This window comes from Rhodoplanes sp. SY1 (assembly GCF_046000175.1).
GTDB lineage: Bacteria > Pseudomonadota > Alphaproteobacteria > Rhizobiales > Xanthobacteraceae > Rhodoplanes.
This window is the reverse complement of sequence record NZ_JBEOMB010000100.1, coordinates 107,729-126,925: the sequence shown is the minus strand read 5'-3', so window position 1 is coordinate 126,925 and position 19,197 is coordinate 107,729. Positions and strand designations below refer to the sequence as shown.

The window sequence follows — 19,197 nt, the reverse complement described above, 5'->3', positions numbered from 1 at the left end:
AGCGCTCTCACCCAGGCGCTGTCGTTTGCGGGCGCAGCGATGATCGGCAAGCTCAAGGGCGTCATCGACTCCTACGGCGAGGACTTCGTCGTCGTCGACGTGCATGGCGTCGGCTATGTGGTGCACTGCTCGTCCCGCACCCTGCAGGCACTGCCGGCCGAGGGCGAGGCGGCGACGCTGGCGATCGAGACGCATGTCCGCGAGGACCAGATCCGGCTGTTCGGCTTCCTCTCCGACGTCGAGCGCGAGTGGTTCCGGCTGCTGCAGACCGTGCAGGGGGTCGGCACCAAGGTGGCGCTCGCCGTGCTCTCGACGCTGCCGCCGGCCGAGCTCGCCTCGGCGGTGGCGATGCGCGACAAGGCCATGGTGGCGCGCGCGCCGGGCGTCGGGCCGAAGGTCGCCGAGCGCATCTGCACCGAGCTGAAGGACAAGGCGCCGGCCTACGCCTCGGTCGATCCGACGGTGGCGAAGCTGTCCGGCGCGCTCGCCGACAAGCGGGCGCCGCAGCCGGTCGCCGACGCCGTCTCGGCGCTGGTCAATCTCGGCTACGGCCAGCCGCAGGCCGCCGCCGCCGTCGCGGCCGCGGTGCGGGCGGCCGGCGACGGTGCCGACACGGCCAAGCTGATCCGCCTTGGATTGAAGGAGCTGTCGACGTGATGGACGCGAGGGCGACGGCGCTGTCGGCGCAGGATCAGGAGCTGATCGACGCGGCCTGCGAGGCGATCACGCGGCGCTACCGCAACGACTGGCAGGAGGTCGGGGCGGCGCTGCGCAGCCGCACCGGCCAGATCATCACCGGCGTCAATCTCGATGCGTATCTGGGCCGCATGGCGGTGTGCGCCGAGGCGGTGGCGCTCGGCAAGCTGGTCACCGACCACGGCGAGACCGGCATCGACACCATCGTGGCGGTGCGCCACCCGCGCCCGCACGAGCCCGACCAGACGATCCGGGTCGTCTCGCCCTGCGGCAGCTGCCGCGAGCTGATCTGCGACTACGATCCCGACGCCCGCGTCATCATCATGGGCGAGACCGGCCCCATCGCGGTGCCGATCGGCGCGCTCCTGCCCAACAAGTACAACCGCGGGACCGGGCTGTGATGGTGCACAACGCCGCCTTTCAGCGGGGCGCCACACCGTTTTGGAGCGCGGCGCTTCCCCTCGGCCGCAGCCTGCTCTCTCCCCCCTGCAACCCGGGCCTGCCCGGGTTGCACCTCGTCACGCACAAGTCGGGCAAGCCCGACTTGTGGTGGGGGAGAGGTGGAGAGGGGGGTGAGCCACGAATGCCGAGTCTGTGGCTCACCCCCCTCCCTGTCCCTCCCCCACAAGGGGGGAGGGAACGCAAGCGGCGACGCGACGTGACGAGTGAGGGGGCGCCTCGTGGATACGGAGACGCCCCCTCACCCGGACTTCGCGCCCGCGGCGCGAACTCCGACCTCTCCCCGCGCGCGGGGAGAGGTGATGCGCGGCGGCGCCATCGGCAGGACGCAGGCCCGGCATGACTGCTCCGGTGGTCGCGCTACGCGGGGTGAGGAAGGCGTTCCCGACCGGGACGCTGGCGCTGGACGGGCTCGACCTGACGGTGCGGCGTGGAGAATTTCTGTCGCTGGTCGGGCCGTCGGGCTGCGGCAAGTCGACGGCGCTGCGGCTGATCGCCGGCCTCGCGAGGCCGTCAGACGGGGCGGTCGTGTGGGGTGATGGAGACGCGGGCGTGGCGCCGGCTCCGGGCGATCTCGGCGTGGTCTTCCAGGAGCCGACCCTGATGCCGTGGGCGACGGTCGCCGGCAATGTCCGGCTGCCGCTGCGGCTGACGCGGCGGGGCGAGGACGTCGAGGCGCGGGTCGCCGCGGCGATCGCCCGGGTCGGGCTCGACGGCTTCGCCGGCGCCTATCCGCGCGAGCTCTCCGGCGGCATGAAGATGCGGGCCGCCATCGCCCGCGCGCTGGTCACCGATCCGCATCTCCTCCTGATGGACGAGCCGTTCGCGGCGCTCGACGAGATCACCCGGTTCCGGCTCGACAACGCGCTGTCCGGCCTGTGGCAGGGGCTCGGCACCACCGTGGTGTTCGTCACCCATTCGGTGTTCGAGGCCGTCTATCTCTCCACCCGCATCGTGGTGATGTCACCGCGCCCCGGCCGGGTCGCCGCAGACATCACCATCGATGCTCCGTTCCCGCGCGGAGAAACGTTTCGGACCTCGCCCGAGTTCGCGAGCCTGTGCCGCACCGTCGGCGGCGCCCTTGCCGAAGCGATGGGGGAGGCCTTCGCATGAGCATTTGGGCATGAGTGGCGGGCCCGATCACGACGGCGTTTCCGGCTGGCGCCGCGCCTCGCGGCTCGCCCGACCCGTGCTGGCGCTGCTCATCGGCGGCGCCGTGTGGGAGATCGTCGTCCGCGCCCTCGATCTGCCGGCCTGGCAGCTCCCGGCGCCGAGCGCGATCTTCGCCACCCTGATCGCCGACCACGCGATCCTGCTCGGCTCGCTGCTGGTGACGCTGGAGACGACCGCACAGGGCTTCCTGCTCGCGGTCGTGGGCGGCGCCGGGCTCGCCATCCTGTTCAGCCAGTCGCGGCTGATCGAGGACATGCTCTACCCCTATGCCGTGATCCTGCAGGTGACGCCGGTCGTCGCCATCGCGCCGATCCTGCTGATCTGGCTGCCGCAGCCCGTCGCGGTGCTGGCCTGCGCCTGGATCGTCGCGTTCTTTCCGATGCTCGCCAACACGACGCTCGGTCTGCATTCGGTCGATCCCAATCTCGACGACCTGTTCACGCTCTACGGCGCCTCGCGGCTGGAGCGGCTTCTTCGCCTGCAGCTCCCTGCCGCGCTGCCGGCCATGCTGGCTGGCGCCCGCATCGCCGGCGGCCTGTCGCTGATCGGCGCCGTGGTGGCCGAGATCGCGGCCGGCTCCGCCGGCGCCGGCTCGGGCCTCGCCTTCCGGATCGCCGAGGCCGGCTACCGGCTCGACGTGCCGCGCATGTTCGCCGCGCTGCTGCTGCTGTCCGCCGCCGGCATCGTCGTCTACGCGGTGCTGTCGCTGGTCTCCTGGCTGGTCCTACGCCGCTGGCACGAGAGCACGTTTTCGCGGGGCGTGTGACAAGGTCCGGACGGCCGGTACGGGGCGCCGTCATTCCGGGGCGCGGCGAAGCCGCGAACCCGGAATCCAGCGGCGAGCTCCGAGCGCTCGGCTGGATTCCGGGTTCGGCGCTGCGCGCCGCCCCGGAATGACCGCGATCACATCGCCGGCATGGGAGCCATGCCGTCGCTCCCCGGTCACCTCCCCGAAACGGCCACTGTTGCAGCATGGTGCTGCGCCGCTCCTGTTCGCCACGCCCGAAGGCCCGATGACCGCCCCGACCGACCCGTCCTCGCCGCAGCCGCCCGCGCCGACGGACGTTTCCGCGGGCGACATCCAGCCGGCCTTACCGGATCAGCCGGCCCTGCCGGCCGTGACGGGGCACGACGCGGCCGCGTATGCCCAGCGCATGCGGCTGCTCGGCATCCTGCTGATGTGCGGGGCCGTCGCGTGCTTCGCCTGCCTCGACGCCACGGCGAAGTATCTCGGCCGCCATGTCGACGTGCTCGCCGTGGTGTGGGCCCGCTACGCCAGCGCCTTCGTGCTGGCGCTCCTGGTGTTCAACCCGATCACCCGGCCGGGACTCCTTCGCACGCAGCGCCCCGTGCTTCAGATCGGCCGCTCTGCGCTGCTGCTCGGCACCACGATCCTGAACTTCGCCGCGCTGAGATTCCTGCAGCTCGACCAGGCGCTCGCCATCCTGTTCTCGACGCCCCTGATGGTCGCGGCACTGGCCGGGCCGATGCTGGGCGAGAAGATCGGGCCGCGGCGCTGGGCCGCCATCGTGGTCGGGCTGGTCGGCGTGCTGATCGTGCTGCAGCCGGGCTTCGGCGCGGTGCATCCGGCCGCGATCCTGTCGATGCTGTCGGCCGTCTGCGCGTCGTTCTACGCCATCACCACCCGGGTGCTGTCGCGCTTCGATTCCGACGCCACGACCCTGTTCTACTCGAACCTCGTCGGCGTGCTGGCGCTCGCGCCCGTGATGCCGTTCGTTTGGACGACGCCGTCCGACCCGCTGCTGATCGTTCTGATGATCGGCTTTGGTGGCTTCGGCAGCCTCGGCCATTTCCTGCTGATCGTCGCGCACCGGCACACCCCGGCCTCGATCCTGTCGCCGTTCTCCTACAGCCAGATTCTGTGGACCACGATTCTCGGCTTCGTGGTGTTCGGCGACGTGCCGAACCGCTGGACCATCGCCGGCGTGACGATCGTGATCGCCTCCGGCCTCTATCTCCTGCACCGCGAGCGGGTGCGCCGGCGCGGCTGAGGCGGCGTTCTGCAGGGGAGGGGGATCAGCGCGCGGCGGCGGCCGGCGTGGTGTCGGCCGGCACCGGAGTGGCGGACGTCGGGGTCGCTGCCGGCGCCGGCCGGCCGATCTCGGCGACCACCGGTCCCTGCGGCACGCGCACCGGGTGGTCACCGGCGATGACGTGGCTGCGCAGCCGGATCGGCCCGGCGATCCGCTTCAGCCGGTCCGCCCCGATGCCGCAGGCGATGCCGTTCACACTGACATTGCCGAAGTCGAGCATCTGGCCGACGAGGCCCTGGTCGACGTCGATCTTCTCGATGCGGTCGATCGGCATCTCGCTCGTGGTCCGACGGAACAGGCCGGAGCGGTAGATCACCCGCCGGTCCGTCACGGCGATCTCGGTGACGCGACGGCGGTACCAGGCCCGCACCAGCAGAACCAGCGCGAGCCCGAGGAGCCCCGCCGACAGCGCCGGCCACAGCACGTCGACATGCACGCCGAACTCCGCCGTCGCATAGGCATAGGTGGTCCAGCCGGCGCAGCCAGCCCCGGCGAGCGCGAGCACGAGTCCCGGCACGTAGAGCACCCAATGCCGGCCGGTGCGGAACCGCACGGTCTCGCCCGGCAGCAGAACGGTGTCGACATAGCCCATGCGCGCGCGATCTCCCCGGCTCCGCGGCCGTACCCATACCGCGTTTCGCCGGAGGGTGGAATCGGCTGGCCCGGAGCCGGCAGGATCGGCCCTGCGCGGCGCGGCCTTGCCGGTGCGGACCGGCCGCTGATAAGCCGGGCCGACATGCAAGAACAGGCAGGAGACCCCCGATGGCGACCGACACCGCAGGCGACACCCCAAATGTTCTTCTGGTCGGGACCGCGAAGCCGATCGTGGTCGGCGGGCTCGACCCGATCGTCCGCCTGCACCGGCTGATCGAGGCGCCGGATCGCGAGCGGTTCCTGGCTGACGTCGCCGGCCGGGTGCGGGCGCTCGCCGTCACCCATTCGGGCAACAAGATCGACCCCGCCTTCCTGCAACGCTTCCCCAAGCTGGAGATCGTGTCGAGCGTCGGGGTCGGCTACGACCACATCGACGCCGCCTGGGCCGGGCAGAACGGCATCGTCGTCACCAACACGCCCGAGGTGCTCGACGAGGAGGTCGCCGACACGGCGCTCGGGCTTCTGCTGTCCACGGTGCGCGAGCTGCCGCAAGCGGAGCGTTATCTGCGTGCCGGCAAGTGGGCCGAGGCGCCGTTCCCGCTGAGCCGCGCGACGCTGCGCAACCGCACCGTCGGGCTCGTCGGCATGGGCCGCATCGGCCGCGCCATCGCGCGCCGGCTCGACGCCTTCGGGGTGCCGGTCGTCTATCACACGCGGCGGCACAATCCCGCGGTGCCGTACCGCCACTATCCGGCGCTGATCGACATGGCGCGCGACGTCGACACGCTGATGCTGATCCTGCCGGGCGGTCCCGCCACCCGGAACCTGATCGACGCCACGGTGCTGAAGGCGCTCGGGCCCGACGGCATCGTGATCAACATGGCGCGCGGCTCGGTGGTCGACGAGCCCGCCCTGATCCAGGCCTTGAAGGAGCGCACCATCTTCGCGGCCGGCCTCGACGTGTTCGTGAACGAGCCGCATGTCCCGCCCGAGCTGATCGCCCTGGAGAACGTGGTGCTGCTCCCGCATCTCGGCTCGGCCTCGGTCCACACCCGCGCCCGCATGGACCAGCTCGTCGTCGACAACCTCGCCTGCTGGTTCGCCGGCAAGGGGCCGGTCACCCCGGTGCCGGAGACGCCGTGGCCGCTGGCACGGTGAGCAGTCGGTCCGGGAAGAAGCCCGTGTCCCGGGCGCGGCGCATCGCGCCGCGAACCGGGACCCAGGGGCTCCGGCCGAGGCTCTTCCCCGCGGCCCGGGATCCCGGCTCTGCGGCGCATCGGGCCTTCGGCCCGACGCCCCTTGTCCGGGGCACGCCGTGCCTGCGCCACGGCGTGGTTCATCGCTGCCCAAAGATGCGCTAGCCTGATCGCATGAGAGCCCGAGTTCCTTCGCGCGCCGCGCCGTCCGCCCTGATGCTGGTCGCCCTTCTCGCGGCCGGCCCCGCCGTCGCCCAGGCGCCGGCGCCGCCGCCCGCACCGCAGCGGCCCGCCCCGCCGGCGGCCAGGCCGCCGGCCCCTCCGCCGAGCGAGGCGGCCCGCACGGTCGCCGGCACGGCCTGGGAGTTCTCCAACGCCGACCGCGACCGGCGCTGCACGGTCGGCTTCAAGACCGACGCGGCCGGGTCGCTCGGCATGAAGATCGACTTCGACAAGGCGTGCGCCGGGGTGTTCCCGTTCCTGCGCGACGCCGCCGCCTGGACGCTCGGCGACAACGACTTTCTCCGCTTCGTCGATGCCCGCGGCAAGGCGATGCTGGAGTTCAGCGAGGTCGAGCACGGCCTGTGGGAGGCGCCCAAGCCCGGCGAGGGCATCCTGTTCCTGCAGACCGCCGCGTCGGTGAAGCCGCCGGCGCCGAGCCAGGCCGAGATGGCGGGCGACTGGACGCTGCGCCTCGGCGGCCGCGTGCTCTGCCCGGTGACGCTCGCCACCGCGCCGGCCGGCGAGGGGTTCGCCCTGCGGCTCGGGCCGGACTGCGACGCCGCCGTCACCCGTTTCGCGCCGACCGCCTGGACCATGGACCGCGACGAGCTGGTGCTCACCGGCGCCGGCAACCGCACCTGGCGGTTCGAGGAGACCGAGCCGAAGACCTGGCAGCGCGTCCCGGAGACCCGCGACCCGATCCTGATGGTCAAGCGGTAGACGCAGCGCCGCGACGGCGGGCCTCCGAAGCAAGGCGAGGCCGTTCCTCCGGCACCGCGCCGCTCAGATCAGCCGCAGGCCCTTGAAGCTGGCGTGGCCGTCCTTGCCGACGATGATGTGGTCGTGGACGGCGATGCCGAGCGGCTTCGCCACCTCGAGGATCGCCTGGGTCATCTGGATGTCGGCGCGCGACGGCGTCGGGTCGCCGGACGGGTGGTTGTGGACCAGGATCACGGCGGTCGCCGACAGTTCGAGCGCCCGCTTCACCACCTCGCGCGGATAGACCGGCGTGTGGTCGACCGTGCCGGTCTGCTGCACCTCGTCGGCGATCAGCTGGTTGCGCTTGTCGAGGAACAGGACGCGGAACTGCTCCTTGTCGGCGAACGCCATGGCGGTGCGGCAATAGTCGAGCACGGACGACCACGACGACAGGACGGTGCGCCGCTTGACCTCGCCGCGGGCGATGCGCTGCGCCGCCGCTTGCACGATCTTCAAGTCGGTGATGGCCGACTCGCCGAGCCCCGGCACCTCGCCGAGCCGGCGCGGCGGCGCCGCGATCACCTCGGCGAAGGAGCCGAAGCGGGCGATCAGTGCCTTGGCGAGCGGCTTCACGTCGCGCCGCGGCAGCGCCCGGAACAGCACCAGCTCCAAAAGCTCGTAGTCGGTCAGCGCGTCGCTGCCGGCCTCGCGGAAGCGGGCGCGCAGCCGGTCGCGATGGCCGTGATAGTGAGGGGACGCCTCCGAAAGCCCGACCCGGTCGTCGGATTGCTCTTCGTCCGCCATGGTCCACACCGGGTGAGCCGGCATTGTCGCCGCTCGCACAATGGCCGACTCGGCGGCGCGTTGGCAATCGTCGCCGCAGCCCGCGGTTGTGCGCATGGCTGGCGGCCGGCGGACGCGCTGGCGGGCGTGGGCACTCGGCGCTAGGATCAGTTTAGAATACATCTAAACAACTCCACGGTGCCCCATGAAGCGTTTCGCCGACCTCACCGAGCAGGAGGTGCTCGCCCTCGCCATCACCAACGAGGAGGAGGACAGCCGCATCTATCGCGGCTTCGCCGAAGGGCTGCGCGCCCAGTACCCCAAGACGGCCGCCCTGTTCGACGCCATGGCGGACGAAGAGGTCCACCACCGCGGCTGGCTGTTCGACCTCTACCGGCAGAAGTTCGGCGATTTCATTCCCTTGATCCGTCGCCAGGACGTCAAAGGCTTCGTCCGCCACAAGCCGGTCTGGCTGGTCAAGCCGCTCGGCCTCGACGAGGTGCGCAAATACGCCGAGACCATGGAGTACGAGACGGCGCGCTTCTATCGCCGCGCCGCCGAGGCGAGCCGCGACGTCGCGACCCGCCAGCTCCTGCTGAAGCTCGCCGAGGCCGAGGACACGCACGAGGCGATGGCCGAGCGGCTGGAGGGCGAGCTCTTGACCACCGACGCTCGCGCCACCGAGGACGCGACCGCGCGGCGCGTGTTCGTGCTGCAATACGTCCAGCCCGGCCTCGCCGGCCTGATGGACGGCTCGGTGTCGACGCTGGCGCCGCTGTTCGCCGCGGCCTTCGCGACCCACGACACCTGGGCGACCTTCCTGGTCGGCCTGGCGGCGTCGATCGGCGCCGGCATCTCGATGGGCTTCGCCGAGGCGCTGTCCGACGACGGCTCGCTCACCGGCCGCGGCTCGCCCTGGCTGCGCGGCGGCGTCTGCGGCCTGATGACCACGGTCGGCGGCCTCGGCCACACGCTGCCCTACCTGATCCCGCATTTCTTCACCGCCACGGCGGTCGCCTTCGCGGTGGTGATCGTCGAGCTCGGCGTGATCTCCTGGATCCGCTGGAAATACATGGACACGCCGTTTCTCTCCGCCACCTTCCAGGTGGTGCTCGGCGGCGTCCTGGTGTTCCTGGCCGGCATCTTGATCGGGAGCGCGTGAGGTGGTTCGCGGCGTCGGGATGACGCTCGGCCGCGGTCTGGTATAAGCCGCGCATGTTCGTCCTGGCGCATCTCACCGACCCGCATATCGGCCCGCTGCCGCGGCCGACGCTCCGGCAGCTCGCCTCCAAGCGGGTGCTCGGCTGGCTCAACTGGCGGCGCAACCGGCGTCGTCACCACCGGGTCGAGATCCTGACCGACCTGATCGACGACCTCGCCGCCCAGAAGCCCGACCACACCGCCGTGACGGGCGACCTCGTCAACATCGCGCTGCCGGGCGAGTTCGCCGCCACGGCCGAGTGGCTCGCGGCGCTCGGGTCGCCCGCCGACGTCAGCTTCGTCCCGGGCAATCACGACGCCTATGTGCGCACCGCCATCGCTCAGTGGGACAAGCACTGGGACGCCTTCATGAAGGGCGACCGCGAGGCGCGCACCGACCAGGATCCGCGCTTTCCGTACGTCCGCCGACGCGGCCCGGTGGCGCTGGTCGGCCTGTCGAGCGCCGTGCCGACGCCGGCCTTCCTGGCGACCGGCCTCTTGGGCCGTGATCAGCTCGACCGGCTCGACGCGCGCCTCGCGCAGCTCGGCGACGAGGGCCTGTTTCGGGTCGTGATGCTGCACCACCCGCCGGCGAAGACGCCGGCCGTGCGGGCCAAGCGGCTGGTCGATGCCGGCGCCTTCCTGGACGTGCTGGCGCGCCGCGGCGCCGAGCTGGTGCTGCACGGCCACGACCACGTCCACGCGCTGATCTGGCTCGACGGCCCGGCGGGGCCGATCCCGGCGCTCGGCCTGCCCTCCGCCTCGGCGTCGCCCGAGGGCAAGCGCGATCCGGCCGCCTACAATCTCTATCGGATCGACGGGAGCCCCGGCGCGTTCACGTGCGAAGCCGTCACCCGCGGCTTCGCGCCGGGCGCGACCGCGATCACCGAGCTGGCACGCCGGCCGCTGCTGCCGGCCGCGTGACGCGCGGGCGCGACCGCCATTTACTGGCTTTGGTCGTCTCCGGCTGAAGCGACCTCGTTCAGCCTCGTGTCCCGGGCGCGGCGCGGAGCGCCGCGACCCGGGACCCAGGGGCGGTCGGATGTTGCGCCTGCCGTGCCGCCCGTCGTGCGGCCCCTGGGCCCCGGCTCTGCGGCGCATCAGGCCTGCGGCCCGGTGCGCCTTGTTCGGGGCACGCGCCGAGATCGGGGATGCCGCATCGTCGATCAGGGGCGGAGTCGTTTGCGCCGCTCAATCCACCCACAGCCACGGCGTCCAGCCGGGCGGCGTGTCGGGCGCCGGCGGCTCGGGCGTCGTCGTCTTGATGGTGTCGAGCGCGTCGGTGTCGTGGCGATGGACGGTCGGCTGCCAGCGCTGCGCCATGGACCGGAACAGCGTCTGATCGGTGCCGCGGTCCTGCTTGCTCCACTGGAAGCGCGTCTTGCGAGAGCTCAGCATGGGCTCCTCTCGCGTCCTTGGTGACCCGTCCCGAGTCCGCCGTTTGAATGCAAAGCGTGCGCCCGTGCCCTTAAGGAGGGCTTAAGTGGATCCGGAGAATTGCGCCGGATTCCACCGAATTCCGTCGAATCATGTCGTGCGGCGCGATCGCGTCGCGTGCCGTCGTGGAAGACGGATCGGGTCGTGATCACGACGCGAGCTGATCAGGTCGACGGCGATCCCGTACAGTCGTGATCAGGATACCGGCGACCCGATTCCCCAGGCGGCCGCCCAGCCGAGCCCGTCCTCGGTGCGGCCGCGCGGCACGTATTCGCAGCCGACGAAGCCCGCGTAGCCGAGCCGGTCGAGGGCGGCGAGCACGTTTCCGTAGTGCACCTCGCCCTCGTCGGGCTCGGCCCGGCTCGGCACCGCGGCGACCTGGACATGGCCGATCAGCGGCAGGTGGCGCTCGAACCGTCGCAGAATGTCGCCGCCCATGATCTGCTGGTGATAGAAATCGAACTGCATGCGCACATTGGCGCGCTCGACCCGGGCCAGGATCGCGGCCGCCTGCTCGGCCCGCGTCAGCAGATAGCCGGGCCGGTCGACCGTGTTGAGCGGCTCGATCAGGATGGTCAGCCCGTGCGCGGCGGCGCGGTCGGCCGCGTGCCGCAGGTTCTCGACGAAGGTCGCCTCGCCGGCCTCCCGCTCACCCTCCGGAACGACGCCGGCCAGGCAGTGGATCGTCCGGCCGCCGAGCGCGACGGCGAGCGCCAGCGCCCGCTCGAACAGCGCCGCGAACTCGCTCTCGCGCCCCGGCACGCCGGCGATGCCGGACGGTGCGCCGGGCAGCGGCGCCGTGTTGACGCCGAGCATCGTCAAGTCGTGCCGGTCGATCGCGGCCCGCATCGCGGCCGGATCCTGGTCGTACGGGTACTGCAGCTCGACGGCGCGGAAGCCCGCCGCGGCCGCCGCGCCGAAGCGATCGAGCGGCGGACGGTCGGCGAACAGATAGGCGAGATTGGCGGCGAGGCGGGGCATTCTCGAACTCCGACATCGTGCTCCGACGTGAGATCAGCTATCCGACGGCGACGGCCTCTGTGCAATCGCCGCATCGGGACTGTCCCCGCCGCGTGTTCAGACGCGTCCTTCGCAGTGCAGCGTCTTGCTGCGCTGCGGCGCGCCGCGCGACCGCAACAGGAACGTGATTTGCCCATCCGCGGCCCACCGTCGCGTTGGGCCACTTTGTGGTTGACCGGTCCGCGTCCCGACGACTCAATTGTGCATGGGCCGCAATCCGCGCGTCAGACGTGGGCCACGGCCCGGAGGGACGCGCCGATGAACGCCCAGGAACTGCTCCAGGAGATCTCCGCCTATTGCCGCGAGACGGGGCTCGCCGAGTCGACCTTCGGCCGGCGCGCCGTCAACGACGGCAAGCTCGCCGCGCGGCTGCGCAACGGCGGCCGCATCACCACCGAGACGCTCGACCGCATCCGCTCCTTCATGCAGGCGAACCGGGTGCCGCCCGAGCTGCGCTCGAGCCTGCTGCTGCGCGGCCACGGCGTGATGCGCAGCAACGGCCTCGCGGCCCGCACGCCGCTGCCGCCGCGCGCGGTGCCGAGCGAGGCGAGCCCGCAGCGTCACTTCCGCTTCTTCGACAATCGCCAGAAGTATCTGCTGTTCGTCCATACATGCAGCGAGAAGCGCGTCGTCGCCCAACGGGTCGCGCTGGAGCTCGCGGGCCTGTCGCCGCGACCCCCGGCCGTGCGGGTGTTCGACGCCGGCGTCGGCGACGGCACCGTGCTGGCGCGGGTGATGCGGGCCATGCACGACCGCTTCCCCACCATGCCGTTCGGCATCGTCGGCAAGGAGATCAGCCTGGAGGACGTGCGCCTCACGCTGCAGAAGATGCCGGACCGCTTCTTCGAGCATCCGGCCCAGGTGCTGGTGCTGACCAATCTCGCCTATGCGGACGCGCCATGGCTCGGCGGGCGGTCGCCCGGCCTGGACTCCCGCCTCGTCTGGCACGATCTGGCGCTGTCCGGCGCCTCCGCGCATCGCTTCGAGGAGCAGATCGGCGGGCTCGAGCCGTTTCTGGCGGAGAACTGGAACGCCACAATCGATCCGCGCACCGGCTCCCCGAGCTTCGACCGGCCGGTCGTGCTGGTGATCTATCGCGAGGATCATCGCTTCCTGCTCGATCAGGTGATCCCGCGGCGCGGCGCCGCGATCGCCGACTACGATCTCGTGATCGCCTCGCAGCCCTACCGGGCGCGCGCGCCGCTCGCCTTCAAGGCGCGGCGCGTGATCGCGCCGCTCGCCCGCGCGTTGGCACCCGGTGGCCGGCTGGTCGCCGTGCACTCCTACGGCCACGATCCGGGCCAGGAGATCGTCCAGCGGGTGTGGCCCGGCGACGATCCCTTCGTGCACGACCGCCACGACATCCTGCGCGCCGTGAAGGAGGAGCTCGGGGCGGACGGCCGCGACCTCGTGTTCAACGCCTTCGCCGACAACCGCGCGCTGTTCCGCTACGACATGGACGCGCTGCCGGGCGAGCTCGCCGACACGATCGGCACCTCGACGCTGTTCGCCGCCTGGAACGCCGCCGTCTACGTCGCCCAGGTGGAGGACGACCGACTCGCCGCCGCGGTGGCGGACGGCGGCTATCTCGACGCCACCCGCGAGGTCCTGCAGCAGCACGGCGGCCTGTGGTTCCACGACGAGTCCTACGTGATCTCGCGGCGGCGGCAGTGAGGACGACGACGGTCGTGACGTGCCCCCTTTCCGCTCGTCCCCGCGAAGGCGGGGACCCAGGGCGACCACGACGAGCGATCGGGGATGCGCCCGCTGGATGCCCGCTTTCGCGGGCATGAGCGGAGGATCTGACCGGACGTCGTGAGCAGCGTCCGGTGCGACTTCGGCAACGGTTCGGCAGACCAGAAGGACAGGCCATGGCGCAGGCTTCGACGGCTCTCCGGCACTCCGACCGCGATGTCGCCGACGATACGATCGCGTCGATCGCCGCCTTCATGGCGCGCGCCACCTTCGAGACGACGCGGCTCGCCGCGGCCGACGCGGCGGCGCTCGCCGCCCATGTCGCGCCCGGCACGCCGGTCTATGTCAGCGCGCTGCCGACCAAGCCGTTCGCCGAGCAGCGCGCCGTCGTCGCGGCGGTGCGGGCGGCCGGCTTCGAGCCGGTGCCGCATCTCGCGGTGCGCAGCTTCGCGAGCGCCGCGGCGCTGTCCGATCATCTCGGCGCCATGGTCGAAGAGGCCGGCGTCGGCCGCGTCCTGGTGATCGCCGGCGACCGGCCGGAGCCGGCCGGCCCGTTCCGGGCCGCGATCGAGCTGATCGAGAGCGGCCTCTTGCAGAGCCACGGCATTGCCGAGATCGGCGTCGCCGGCTATCCGGACGGCCATCCGCGCGTCGCGCCGGTGACGCTCGATCTGGCGCTCGCCGCCAAGCTCATCGCCGCCGCCGAGACCGGGCTCGCCGCGCATGTCGTCACCCAGTTCACCATGACGCCGGAGCCGATCGTCGCTTGGCTGACGCGGCTGCGGGCGCAGGGCATCGACCATCCGGTGCGGATCGGCTTCGCCGGCCCGGCCTCCGTGACGGCACTCCTGCGCTATGCCCGCATCTGCGGCGTGCGCGCCTCGGCGCAGGCCTTCGCCCGCAATGTCGGCCTCGTCCGCGACATGCTGGGCACCGCGGCGCCGGACCGCGCGGTGCGCGGCGTCGTCGGCGCCGGACCGGGCGGCCGGCTCGGCGACGTCAGTCCCCATTTCTATGCGTTCGGCGGGCTCGCGGCGGCGGTGCGCTGGGCGGCGGCGGTCGCGGCCGGGCGGATCGCCCTCGATCGCACCGGCGGATTCTCGGTCACGCCGCCCTGAGCGCCGGGACGGCGCCAGGCGGCAGGGCCGGCGTCAGGCGTCGCTCGGCAGCTCGAGAAGATCGCGCCGCCGCTCGGCGGCGAGCCGCTTGTGGATGTGGACCATGTAGGCGGTGGCGAACAGCGGTGTCGCGAAGTTGACGATCGGGATCAGCACGAAGGCGGCGACCAGCAGCCCGGCCGTGACGATGCGGGTGCGGTTGTCGCGCCACAGCGCCTTGGCGTCGCCGATCGGCTGCTGGCGCACCGCGGCGATGAGGAAGTACTCGCGGCCGAGCAGATAGGCGGTGGCGAGGAAGAAGGCGACCGCACCGATGCCGCCGATCAGCAGGAACGGCGCCGCGCACAGATAGATCAGCAGCGCCAGCAGGGCCGTCTTCAGGCCCTCGACGATCGCGTAGCCGATCGGCGGCGCGACGCCGGGCGGATCGTCGGGATAGTGCTCCTGCTCGACCTCGGCGGCGACGTCGTCGGCATAGAAGCTCGCCACCAGCGACGTCACCGAGGGCATCAGAAAGATCGCGCCGGCGAACAGCCCGGCCCCGAGCGCGATCGTCAGCACCCAGCCGAGCGCCACCACGGCGTTGTGCCAGCTCGCCCCGAGCGACGTCTCGATCCAGGTGCCGCCCTCGCCGCCCAGCCAGGCGACCAGCTGGTACAGGCCGACGGTCAGCACGGCGAGCAGCAGCAGCGCGAGCCCCGCCGACTTGAGCAGCACCGAGCGGAACGGCGGCGACGTCAACTGGGCGATGGCGAGCGAGGCGGCACGGAACATCGACACGTCCTCGGGCTGCGGACCGCGGCCCACCTGTGAGCAGTCGCCGCCGAGCGCGGCCGTCCTGAGGTAGAGCCCCGGCCGCGCCGCGGCAAGGGCCTCGCCCGGCGGGATGGTCGGGGAGGCGGCGCGCAGGACGCGACCGACCGTGCCTAGGCCCGGCCGGAGATCAGCGGCGGCTTGTCGAGGCCCATCGGCGAGTAGGTGAACACCTCGACGCCGGTCTCGGTGACGCCGACCGTGTGCTCGAACTGGGCCGAGAGCGACCGGTCGCGCGTCACCGCGGTCCAGCCGTCGGACAGCACCTTCACGTGCGGGCGGCCGAGATTGATCATCGGCTCCACCGTGAACAGCATGCCGGGGCGCAGCACCACGCCCTCGCCGCGCCGGCCGACATGCACGATGTTCGGCTCGTCGTGGAACAGGCGGCCGAGGCCGTGGCCGCAGAAGTCGCGCACCACGCTCATGTTCTGGCCCTCGACGAAGGCCTCGATGGCGGCTCCGATGTCGCCCGTCGTCGCCCCCGGCCGGATCACGGCGATGCCGCGGTTCATCGATTCGAACGTCACCTCGATCAGCCGCTCGGCGCGGCGCGGGATCTCGCCGACCCCGTACATGCGGCTCGAGTCGCCGTGCCAGCCGTCGAGGATCAGGGTGACGTCGATGTTGACGATGTCGCCCTCGCGCAGCGGCTTGTCGCTGGGGATGCCGTGGCAGACGACGTGGTTGATCGACGTGCAGGTCGACTTGTTGTAGCCGCGGTACATCAGCGTCGCCGGATAGGCGCCGTGGTCCATGGCGAACTCGAAGACGAGCTGGTTGATGCGCTCGGTCGGCACGCCCGGCTGCACCTCGGGCACCAGCATGTCGAGGCAGCGGGCGACGAGCTGCCCGGCCTTGCGCATGCCGGCGAACGCCTCCGGGCCGTGCAGCTTGATCTGTCCGTTCTTGCGCAGCGGTGCCGCCGCCGCATCGATATAGGTCATGAAATCCGGGCCTCGTCGGTGTTGCGCCGAATGTAGGCTTTTGCCGGCTCGAATCAATCGTGCCGGGGTCCGGGCGGGGTTGCCGCCGGCGCCGCCGCCGCGGCGGTTGCGGGGCTGCTGGTGCCGGCCCGCACGATCAGCCGCGACGCCGTGTCGATCAGCTCGGTCTCCTCGGCGATCCGGCCGGTGAGGAGATGCACCCAGTGGAAGCCGATATAGAGCTGCAGGAGCGCCGGCGCGTCCTCGGCATCGATCTCGCCGCGCCCGACCGCCCGGGTGAACACGCAGCCGAGATCGGCGAGCCGCACGGGGAGGAACTTCTCGCGCAGCGCGATCATCGCCTGCTCGCTCGCCTGCGCCTCGGCGATCAGGGCCCGGAACGCCGCGCCCGAGGGCGTCTCCCGCCAGAACCGCCACAGCGCCTTGGTGTAGCCGGAGAGGTCGGCGGCGAGTTCGCCGGTGTCCGGCACCGCGATGGCGGCCGCCTTGTCGGCCGCGTACACGGCGATGAACAGGTCGGCCTTGGATGGCCACCAGCGGTAGATGGTCGGCTTGCCGGCGCCGGCACGGCGCGCCACCTCGTCGATCGAGAACCCCGCGTAGCCCTTCTCGGCCAGAAGAGCGCGTGCCGCCTCGAGAATCGCCGCCTCGGCGGCCGGGTTGCGCCGGGCGCCGATCGAGGCGCGGCGATGGCCGGCCCCGGGCGGATCGGGATTTCGGGGCTCGCTCATCCTCGGGCCTCCCCGGCTGTCGGCTGACGCGGGCGGGGCGGTCGCGGGCCGCAGCCCGGACGCATCCTACCAAGGTCGGCTCCCGGAGCGGGCCGCGCCGGGCAAAGAAGCATGCTGCGTCGCCGCAACGCCTCTTGACGTAACGAAACGGGCCGTATAGATCAAGCGCCATGAACGAAACGGTTCGTTTCGTAACGATGTGAGCCCGAGCCATGACGACCCTTCTCCGATCGATCAAGTCCCGCCTCGCCGCCGTCTCGGCCGCCCATCTGCGGTTCGTCGCCGCCGTGATGATCGGCGCCTATGTGGTGATCAACACGCTGCTGGCCGTGGTGTCGCCGCTCACCGCCGGCTGGCCGTTCCCGGCCCTGACCGCCGTCGTGGTGCCGCCCATGGTGCTGGCGATGATCCACCTCGTCATCCCGATCGCGCGGCGCGTCGGGTCGCGGCCCTGATCGCGGTGACCGCGGCGGGGGGCGTCGCGATCTGCGGCAGCGCCACCGGAACCGGCGCGTCGACGGCGATGCCGTCGAGCGAGGGCCGGCAGCGCACCGCGATCGCCTCGACCCCGGCAACGCGGGCCCGATCGAAGGCGACCCCATAGGCGGGGTCGATGTCGCGGGCGATGTCGACCGTCTCGGCCGAGCCGATCTGGACCAGGAACAGCATCACGGCCCGCTCGCCGGCCGCCACACGGGCGGCGAGCTCCGAAAGATGCCGGGCGCCGCGCGCCGTCGTGGCGTCCGGAAACTCGGCGAGGCCGGGCCGGCGCATCAGCGTCACGCTCTTGATCTCGACCCAGCAGGGCGGCTTCGTGGCGTCCTCGAGCAGCAGGTCGCAGCGCGACGCCGCCCCGTATTTCACCTCGCGTCGCAGGGTCGCGTAGCCGGCGAGCGGAGGGATCATCCCGGTCGCGATCGCCGCGGCGACGATGCCGTTCGGATGGGCCGTGTTGACGCCGACCAGCTCCAGCCCCGTGCCGAGATCGACCTCCACCAGCTCCCACGACCAGGCGAGCTTGCGGGCCGGATTGTCGGAGCGCGACAGCCACACCCGTGCGCCCGGCTCGGCGAGCCCCAGCATGCTGCCCGGATTGGCGACATGCGCCGTGACGACGGTGCCGTCCAGCAGCTCGACATCGGCGAGGAAGCGCTTGTACCGGCGCAGCAGCGTCGCCGGACTCAACGGGGAGGGAAACCGCATGCAGACGGTTTAGCCCGTGGCCGCGGCCTCGTCAGTCCGGAATTCGCCCACCGCGGTCGTCCTCGATGTGGATACGGATGATCTCGTCGAACGTCGTCTCGGCGACGAAGCCGAGCGTGCGGGCGCGCGCCGCGTCGAAGCGGTGCGGCCAGCCAGCGACGATCGTCTCGACCAGCGGGTCGGGCGCCCGCCTGATGCGGGCGACCGCGGCGTCGCCGGCGGCCCGGCGCAGCGCCTCGATCTGCTCGCCGACCGTGCAGCACACGCCCGGCATCGTGATCGCGATGCGCGGCCCCAGCATCTCGCGGGAGAGACCGGCGGCGTGGATCAGGAACCCCACGGTGGCGCGCGGGCTCGCATGGGTGTGCAGCACGGTGTCGGCGACCGGCAGGATGGTCTCGCGCCCGGCCAGCGGCTCGCGGATGATCGCCGAGAAGAAGCCCGAGGCGGCCTTGTTGGGCGGCCCCGGCCGCACGCAGACGGCCGGCAGCCGCAGCGCCACGCCGTCGAGAAAGCCGCGCCGGCTGTAATCGGCCAGCAGCAGCTCGCACATCGCCTTCTGGGTGCCGTAGGAGGTGAGCGGGGTGAGATGGAAGTCGTCGCCGATCACGTCCGGGAACGGGGCGCCGAACACGGCGCAGGACGACGTGAACACGAGCTTGGGCCGGTATCCCTCGCCCACGGCCCTGACCGCGTCGAGGAGCGCGCGGGTGCCGTCGAGATTGGCCCGGTAGCCCTTGTCGAGGTTCAGCTCGGCGTCGGCCGAAACGACGCCGGCGATGTGGAACACCACCTCGGGGCGGCCGGAGACCAGGCTCGCCGCGACGGCCGGATCGGCCAGGTCGGCGGTGACGAGGCGCGCCGAGCCCGAGAAGCCGGCCGGCACCGGCGGCTCGACGATGTCGGTCAGGGTCAGGGTCGTGATGGCGGCGCCGCACAGCGTGCCGTCCCGGCCGAGCCGTTCGGCGAGCTTGCGGCCGATCATCCCGGCCGCTCCGGTCACGAGCACATGCATGCGTGGTCTCCGACGGGCGGAAGGCGCCCCGCGCAACCCTATCAGCTCGATCAGACGGAGTAAGCCGGCGTGAGGGCCGATCCCGCCCGCGCCGATTCGACGCGGATCAAACAACGATCGCAGACGTGAATCCCGCAACTCT

At 71.8% G+C, this 19,197-nt stretch carries 21 protein-coding genes; 12 read left to right on the top strand and 9 right to left on the bottom strand.

The annotated features are described in order from the left end of the window. The first annotated feature begins 39 nt into the window (after positions 1-39). From ruvA to ABTU92_RS22550, 5 genes are all read left to right on the top strand, one after another. Positions 40-657, top strand: coding sequence for a Holliday junction branch migration protein RuvA (ruvA, locus tag ABTU92_RS22570; protein WP_111360707.1), 618 nt, complete (start codon positions 40-42; stop codon positions 655-657). Continuing rightward, the gene (locus tag ABTU92_RS22565) at positions 657-1,097 is read left to right on the top strand and encodes a cytidine deaminase (protein ID WP_408093887.1); all 441 of its coding nucleotides are present in this window, start codon (positions 657-659) and stop codon (positions 1,095-1,097) included. The genes ruvA and ABTU92_RS22565 overlap by 1 nt, the downstream gene beginning before the upstream one ends. Before the next feature lie 397 nt (positions 1,098-1,494). Next, positions 1,495-2,268 carry an ABC transporter ATP-binding protein gene (locus ABTU92_RS22560; protein WP_408093869.1) on the top strand — a complete coding sequence of 258 codons (774 nt, stop codon included), beginning with the start codon at positions 1,495-1,497 and terminating at the stop codon, positions 2,266-2,268. A gap of 10 nt (positions 2,269-2,278) precedes the next feature. After that, a complete protein-coding gene (locus ABTU92_RS22555) occupies positions 2,279-3,094 on the top strand; it encodes an ABC transporter permease (protein ID WP_408093868.1) in 816 nt (271 codons plus the stop codon). Between the two features lie 247 nt (positions 3,095-3,341). Continuing rightward, positions 3,342-4,340, top strand: a complete 999-nt coding sequence (locus ABTU92_RS22550) for a DMT family transporter (protein ID WP_408093867.1) — start codon at positions 3,342-3,344, stop codon at positions 4,338-4,340. A 25-nt stretch (positions 4,341-4,365) separates the two neighbouring features. Here the strand turns inward: ABTU92_RS22550 and ABTU92_RS22545 are convergent, their stop codons facing one another. After that, positions 4,366-4,974, bottom strand: coding sequence for a PH domain-containing protein (locus ABTU92_RS22545; RefSeq protein WP_408093866.1), 609 nt, complete (start codon positions 4,972-4,974; stop codon positions 4,366-4,368). 170 nt (positions 4,975-5,144) lie between these two features. Between ABTU92_RS22545 and ABTU92_RS22540 the strand changes: the two genes are divergently transcribed. Next, entirely contained in the window at positions 5,145-6,134 is a 990-nt protein-coding gene (locus ABTU92_RS22540; protein WP_408093865.1) for a 2-hydroxyacid dehydrogenase, read from the top strand. A gap of 254 nt (positions 6,135-6,388) precedes the next feature. Next, positions 6,389-7,114, top strand: coding sequence for an AprI/Inh family metalloprotease inhibitor (locus ABTU92_RS22535; protein WP_408093864.1), 726 nt, complete (start codon positions 6,389-6,391; stop codon positions 7,112-7,114). A 63-nt stretch (positions 7,115-7,177) separates the two neighbouring features. Here ABTU92_RS22535 and radC read toward each other — a convergent pair whose 3' ends face one another. After that, positions 7,178-7,897 (bottom strand): RadC family protein, encoded by a 720-nt coding sequence (gene radC, locus ABTU92_RS22530; RefSeq protein WP_408093863.1) that lies wholly within the window; start codon positions 7,895-7,897, stop codon positions 7,178-7,180. A 184-nt stretch (positions 7,898-8,081) separates the two neighbouring features. Here radC and mbfA point away from each other — a divergent pair, with 184 nt between their 5' ends. Next, positions 8,082-9,038, top strand: coding sequence for an iron exporter MbfA (mbfA, locus tag ABTU92_RS22525; protein ID WP_408093862.1), 957 nt, complete (start codon positions 8,082-8,084; stop codon positions 9,036-9,038). Positions 9,039-9,091: 53 nt separating this feature from the next. Further along, positions 9,092-10,000 carry a metallophosphoesterase family protein gene (locus ABTU92_RS22520; protein ID WP_408093861.1) on the top strand — a complete coding sequence of 303 codons (909 nt, stop codon included), beginning with the start codon at positions 9,092-9,094 and terminating at the stop codon, positions 9,998-10,000. Positions 10,001-10,267: 267 nt separating this feature from the next. Here the strand turns inward: ABTU92_RS22520 and ABTU92_RS22515 are convergent, their stop codons facing one another. Together ABTU92_RS22515 and ABTU92_RS22510 are read right to left on the bottom strand one after the other, a co-directional pair. Then, entirely contained in the window at positions 10,268-10,474 is a 207-nt protein-coding gene (locus ABTU92_RS22515; protein WP_408093860.1) for a hypothetical protein, read from the bottom strand. Between the two features lie 234 nt (positions 10,475-10,708). Further along, the gene (locus ABTU92_RS22510) at positions 10,709-11,494 is read right to left on the bottom strand and encodes a hydroxypyruvate isomerase family protein (RefSeq protein WP_408093859.1); all 786 of its coding nucleotides are present in this window, start codon (positions 11,492-11,494) and stop codon (positions 10,709-10,711) included. 297 nt (positions 11,495-11,791) lie between these two features. On the opposite strand from ABTU92_RS22510, the gene ABTU92_RS22505 reads away from it, so the two are divergent. Continuing rightward, positions 11,792-13,207, top strand: coding sequence for a hypothetical protein (locus ABTU92_RS22505; protein ID WP_408093858.1), 1,416 nt, complete (start codon positions 11,792-11,794; stop codon positions 13,205-13,207). Positions 13,208-13,404: 197 nt separating this feature from the next. Further along, positions 13,405-14,346 (top strand): methylenetetrahydrofolate reductase, encoded by a 942-nt coding sequence (locus tag ABTU92_RS22500; RefSeq protein WP_408093857.1) that lies wholly within the window; start codon positions 13,405-13,407, stop codon positions 14,344-14,346. A gap of 33 nt (positions 14,347-14,379) precedes the next feature. On the opposite strand, the gene ABTU92_RS22495 is transcribed toward ABTU92_RS22500, so the two are convergent. From ABTU92_RS22495 to ABTU92_RS22485, 3 genes are all read right to left on the bottom strand, one after another. Then, the gene (locus ABTU92_RS22495; RefSeq protein WP_408093856.1) at positions 14,380-15,120 is read right to left on the bottom strand and encodes a sulfate transporter family protein; all 741 of its coding nucleotides are present in this window, start codon (positions 15,118-15,120) and stop codon (positions 14,380-14,382) included. A gap of 152 nt (positions 15,121-15,272) precedes the next feature. Continuing rightward, entirely contained in the window at positions 15,273-16,106 is an 834-nt protein-coding gene (map, locus tag ABTU92_RS22490; RefSeq protein ID WP_408093855.1) for a type I methionyl aminopeptidase, read from the bottom strand. A 53-nt stretch (positions 16,107-16,159) separates the two neighbouring features. Then, entirely contained in the window at positions 16,160-16,837 is a 678-nt protein-coding gene (locus tag ABTU92_RS22485) for a TetR/AcrR family transcriptional regulator (RefSeq protein WP_408093854.1), read from the bottom strand. Between the two features lie 212 nt (positions 16,838-17,049). Here ABTU92_RS22485 and ABTU92_RS22480 point away from each other — a divergent pair, with 212 nt between their 5' ends. Next, positions 17,050-17,292: a hypothetical protein gene (locus tag ABTU92_RS22480; protein ID WP_408093853.1), complete on the top strand. Its 243-nt coding sequence runs from the start codon at positions 17,050-17,052 to the stop codon at positions 17,290-17,292. On the opposite strand, the gene sfsA is transcribed toward ABTU92_RS22480, so the two are convergent. After that, positions 17,255-18,040, bottom strand: a complete 786-nt coding sequence (gene sfsA / locus ABTU92_RS22475) for a DNA/RNA nuclease SfsA (RefSeq protein ID WP_408093852.1) — start codon at positions 18,038-18,040, stop codon at positions 17,255-17,257. The two genes, ABTU92_RS22480 and sfsA, sit on opposite strands and share 38 nt — an antisense overlap. A 31-nt stretch (positions 18,041-18,071) precedes the next feature. Next, entirely contained in the window at positions 18,072-19,055 is a 984-nt protein-coding gene (gene denD / locus ABTU92_RS22470; protein WP_408093851.1) for a D-erythronate dehydrogenase, read from the bottom strand. Positions 19,056-19,197: the final 142 nt, after the last annotated feature.

Coding starts and splice junctions, on each gene's coding strand:
- ABTU92_RS22505 (WP_408093858.1), top strand. CDS start 11,792: ATGAACGCCCAGGAACTGCTCCAGGAGATCTCCGCCTATTGCCGCGAG.
- radC (WP_408093863.1), bottom strand. CDS start 7,897: ATGGCGGACGAAGAGCAATCCGACGACCGGGTCGGGCTTTCGGAGGCG.
- ABTU92_RS22495 (WP_408093856.1), bottom strand. CDS start 15,120: ATGTTCCGTGCCGCCTCGCTCGCCATCGCCCAGTTGACGTCGCCGCCG.
- ABTU92_RS22560 (WP_408093869.1), top strand. CDS start 1,495: ATGACTGCTCCGGTGGTCGCGCTACGCGGGGTGAGGAAGGCGTTCCCG.
- ruvA (WP_111360707.1), top strand. CDS start 40: ATGATCGGCAAGCTCAAGGGCGTCATCGACTCCTACGGCGAGGACTTC.
- ABTU92_RS22480 (WP_408093853.1), top strand. CDS start 17,050: ATGACGACCCTTCTCCGATCGATCAAGTCCCGCCTCGCCGCCGTCTCG.
- ABTU92_RS22565 (WP_408093887.1), top strand. CDS start 657: ATGGACGCGAGGGCGACGGCGCTGTCGGCGCAGGATCAGGAGCTGATC.
- sfsA (WP_408093852.1), bottom strand. CDS start 18,040: ATGCGGTTTCCCTCCCCGTTGAGTCCGGCGACGCTGCTGCGCCGGTAC.
- ABTU92_RS22515 (WP_408093860.1), bottom strand. CDS start 10,474: ATGCTGAGCTCTCGCAAGACGCGCTTCCAGTGGAGCAAGCAGGACCGC.
- ABTU92_RS22500 (WP_408093857.1), top strand. CDS start 13,405: ATGGCGCAGGCTTCGACGGCTCTCCGGCACTCCGACCGCGATGTCGCC.
- ABTU92_RS22545 (WP_408093866.1), bottom strand. CDS start 4,974: ATGGGCTATGTCGACACCGTTCTGCTGCCGGGCGAGACCGTGCGGTTC.
- ABTU92_RS22555 (WP_408093868.1), top strand. CDS start 2,279: ATGAGTGGCGGGCCCGATCACGACGGCGTTTCCGGCTGGCGCCGCGCC.
- ABTU92_RS22550 (WP_408093867.1), top strand. CDS start 3,342: ATGACCGCCCCGACCGACCCGTCCTCGCCGCAGCCGCCCGCGCCGACG.
- ABTU92_RS22510 (WP_408093859.1), bottom strand. CDS start 11,494: ATGCCCCGCCTCGCCGCCAATCTCGCCTATCTGTTCGCCGACCGTCCG.
- map (WP_408093855.1), bottom strand. CDS start 16,106: ATGACCTATATCGATGCGGCGGCGGCACCGCTGCGCAAGAACGGACAG.
- ABTU92_RS22520 (WP_408093861.1), top strand. CDS start 9,092: ATGTTCGTCCTGGCGCATCTCACCGACCCGCATATCGGCCCGCTGCCG.
- mbfA (WP_408093862.1), top strand. CDS start 8,082: ATGAAGCGTTTCGCCGACCTCACCGAGCAGGAGGTGCTCGCCCTCGCC.
- ABTU92_RS22540 (WP_408093865.1), top strand. CDS start 5,145: ATGGCGACCGACACCGCAGGCGACACCCCAAATGTTCTTCTGGTCGGG.
- ABTU92_RS22485 (WP_408093854.1), bottom strand. CDS start 16,837: ATGAGCGAGCCCCGAAATCCCGATCCGCCCGGGGCCGGCCATCGCCGC.
- denD (WP_408093851.1), bottom strand. CDS start 19,055: ATGCATGTGCTCGTGACCGGAGCGGCCGGGATGATCGGCCGCAAGCTC.
- ABTU92_RS22535 (WP_408093864.1), top strand. CDS start 6,389: ATGCTGGTCGCCCTTCTCGCGGCCGGCCCCGCCGTCGCCCAGGCGCCG.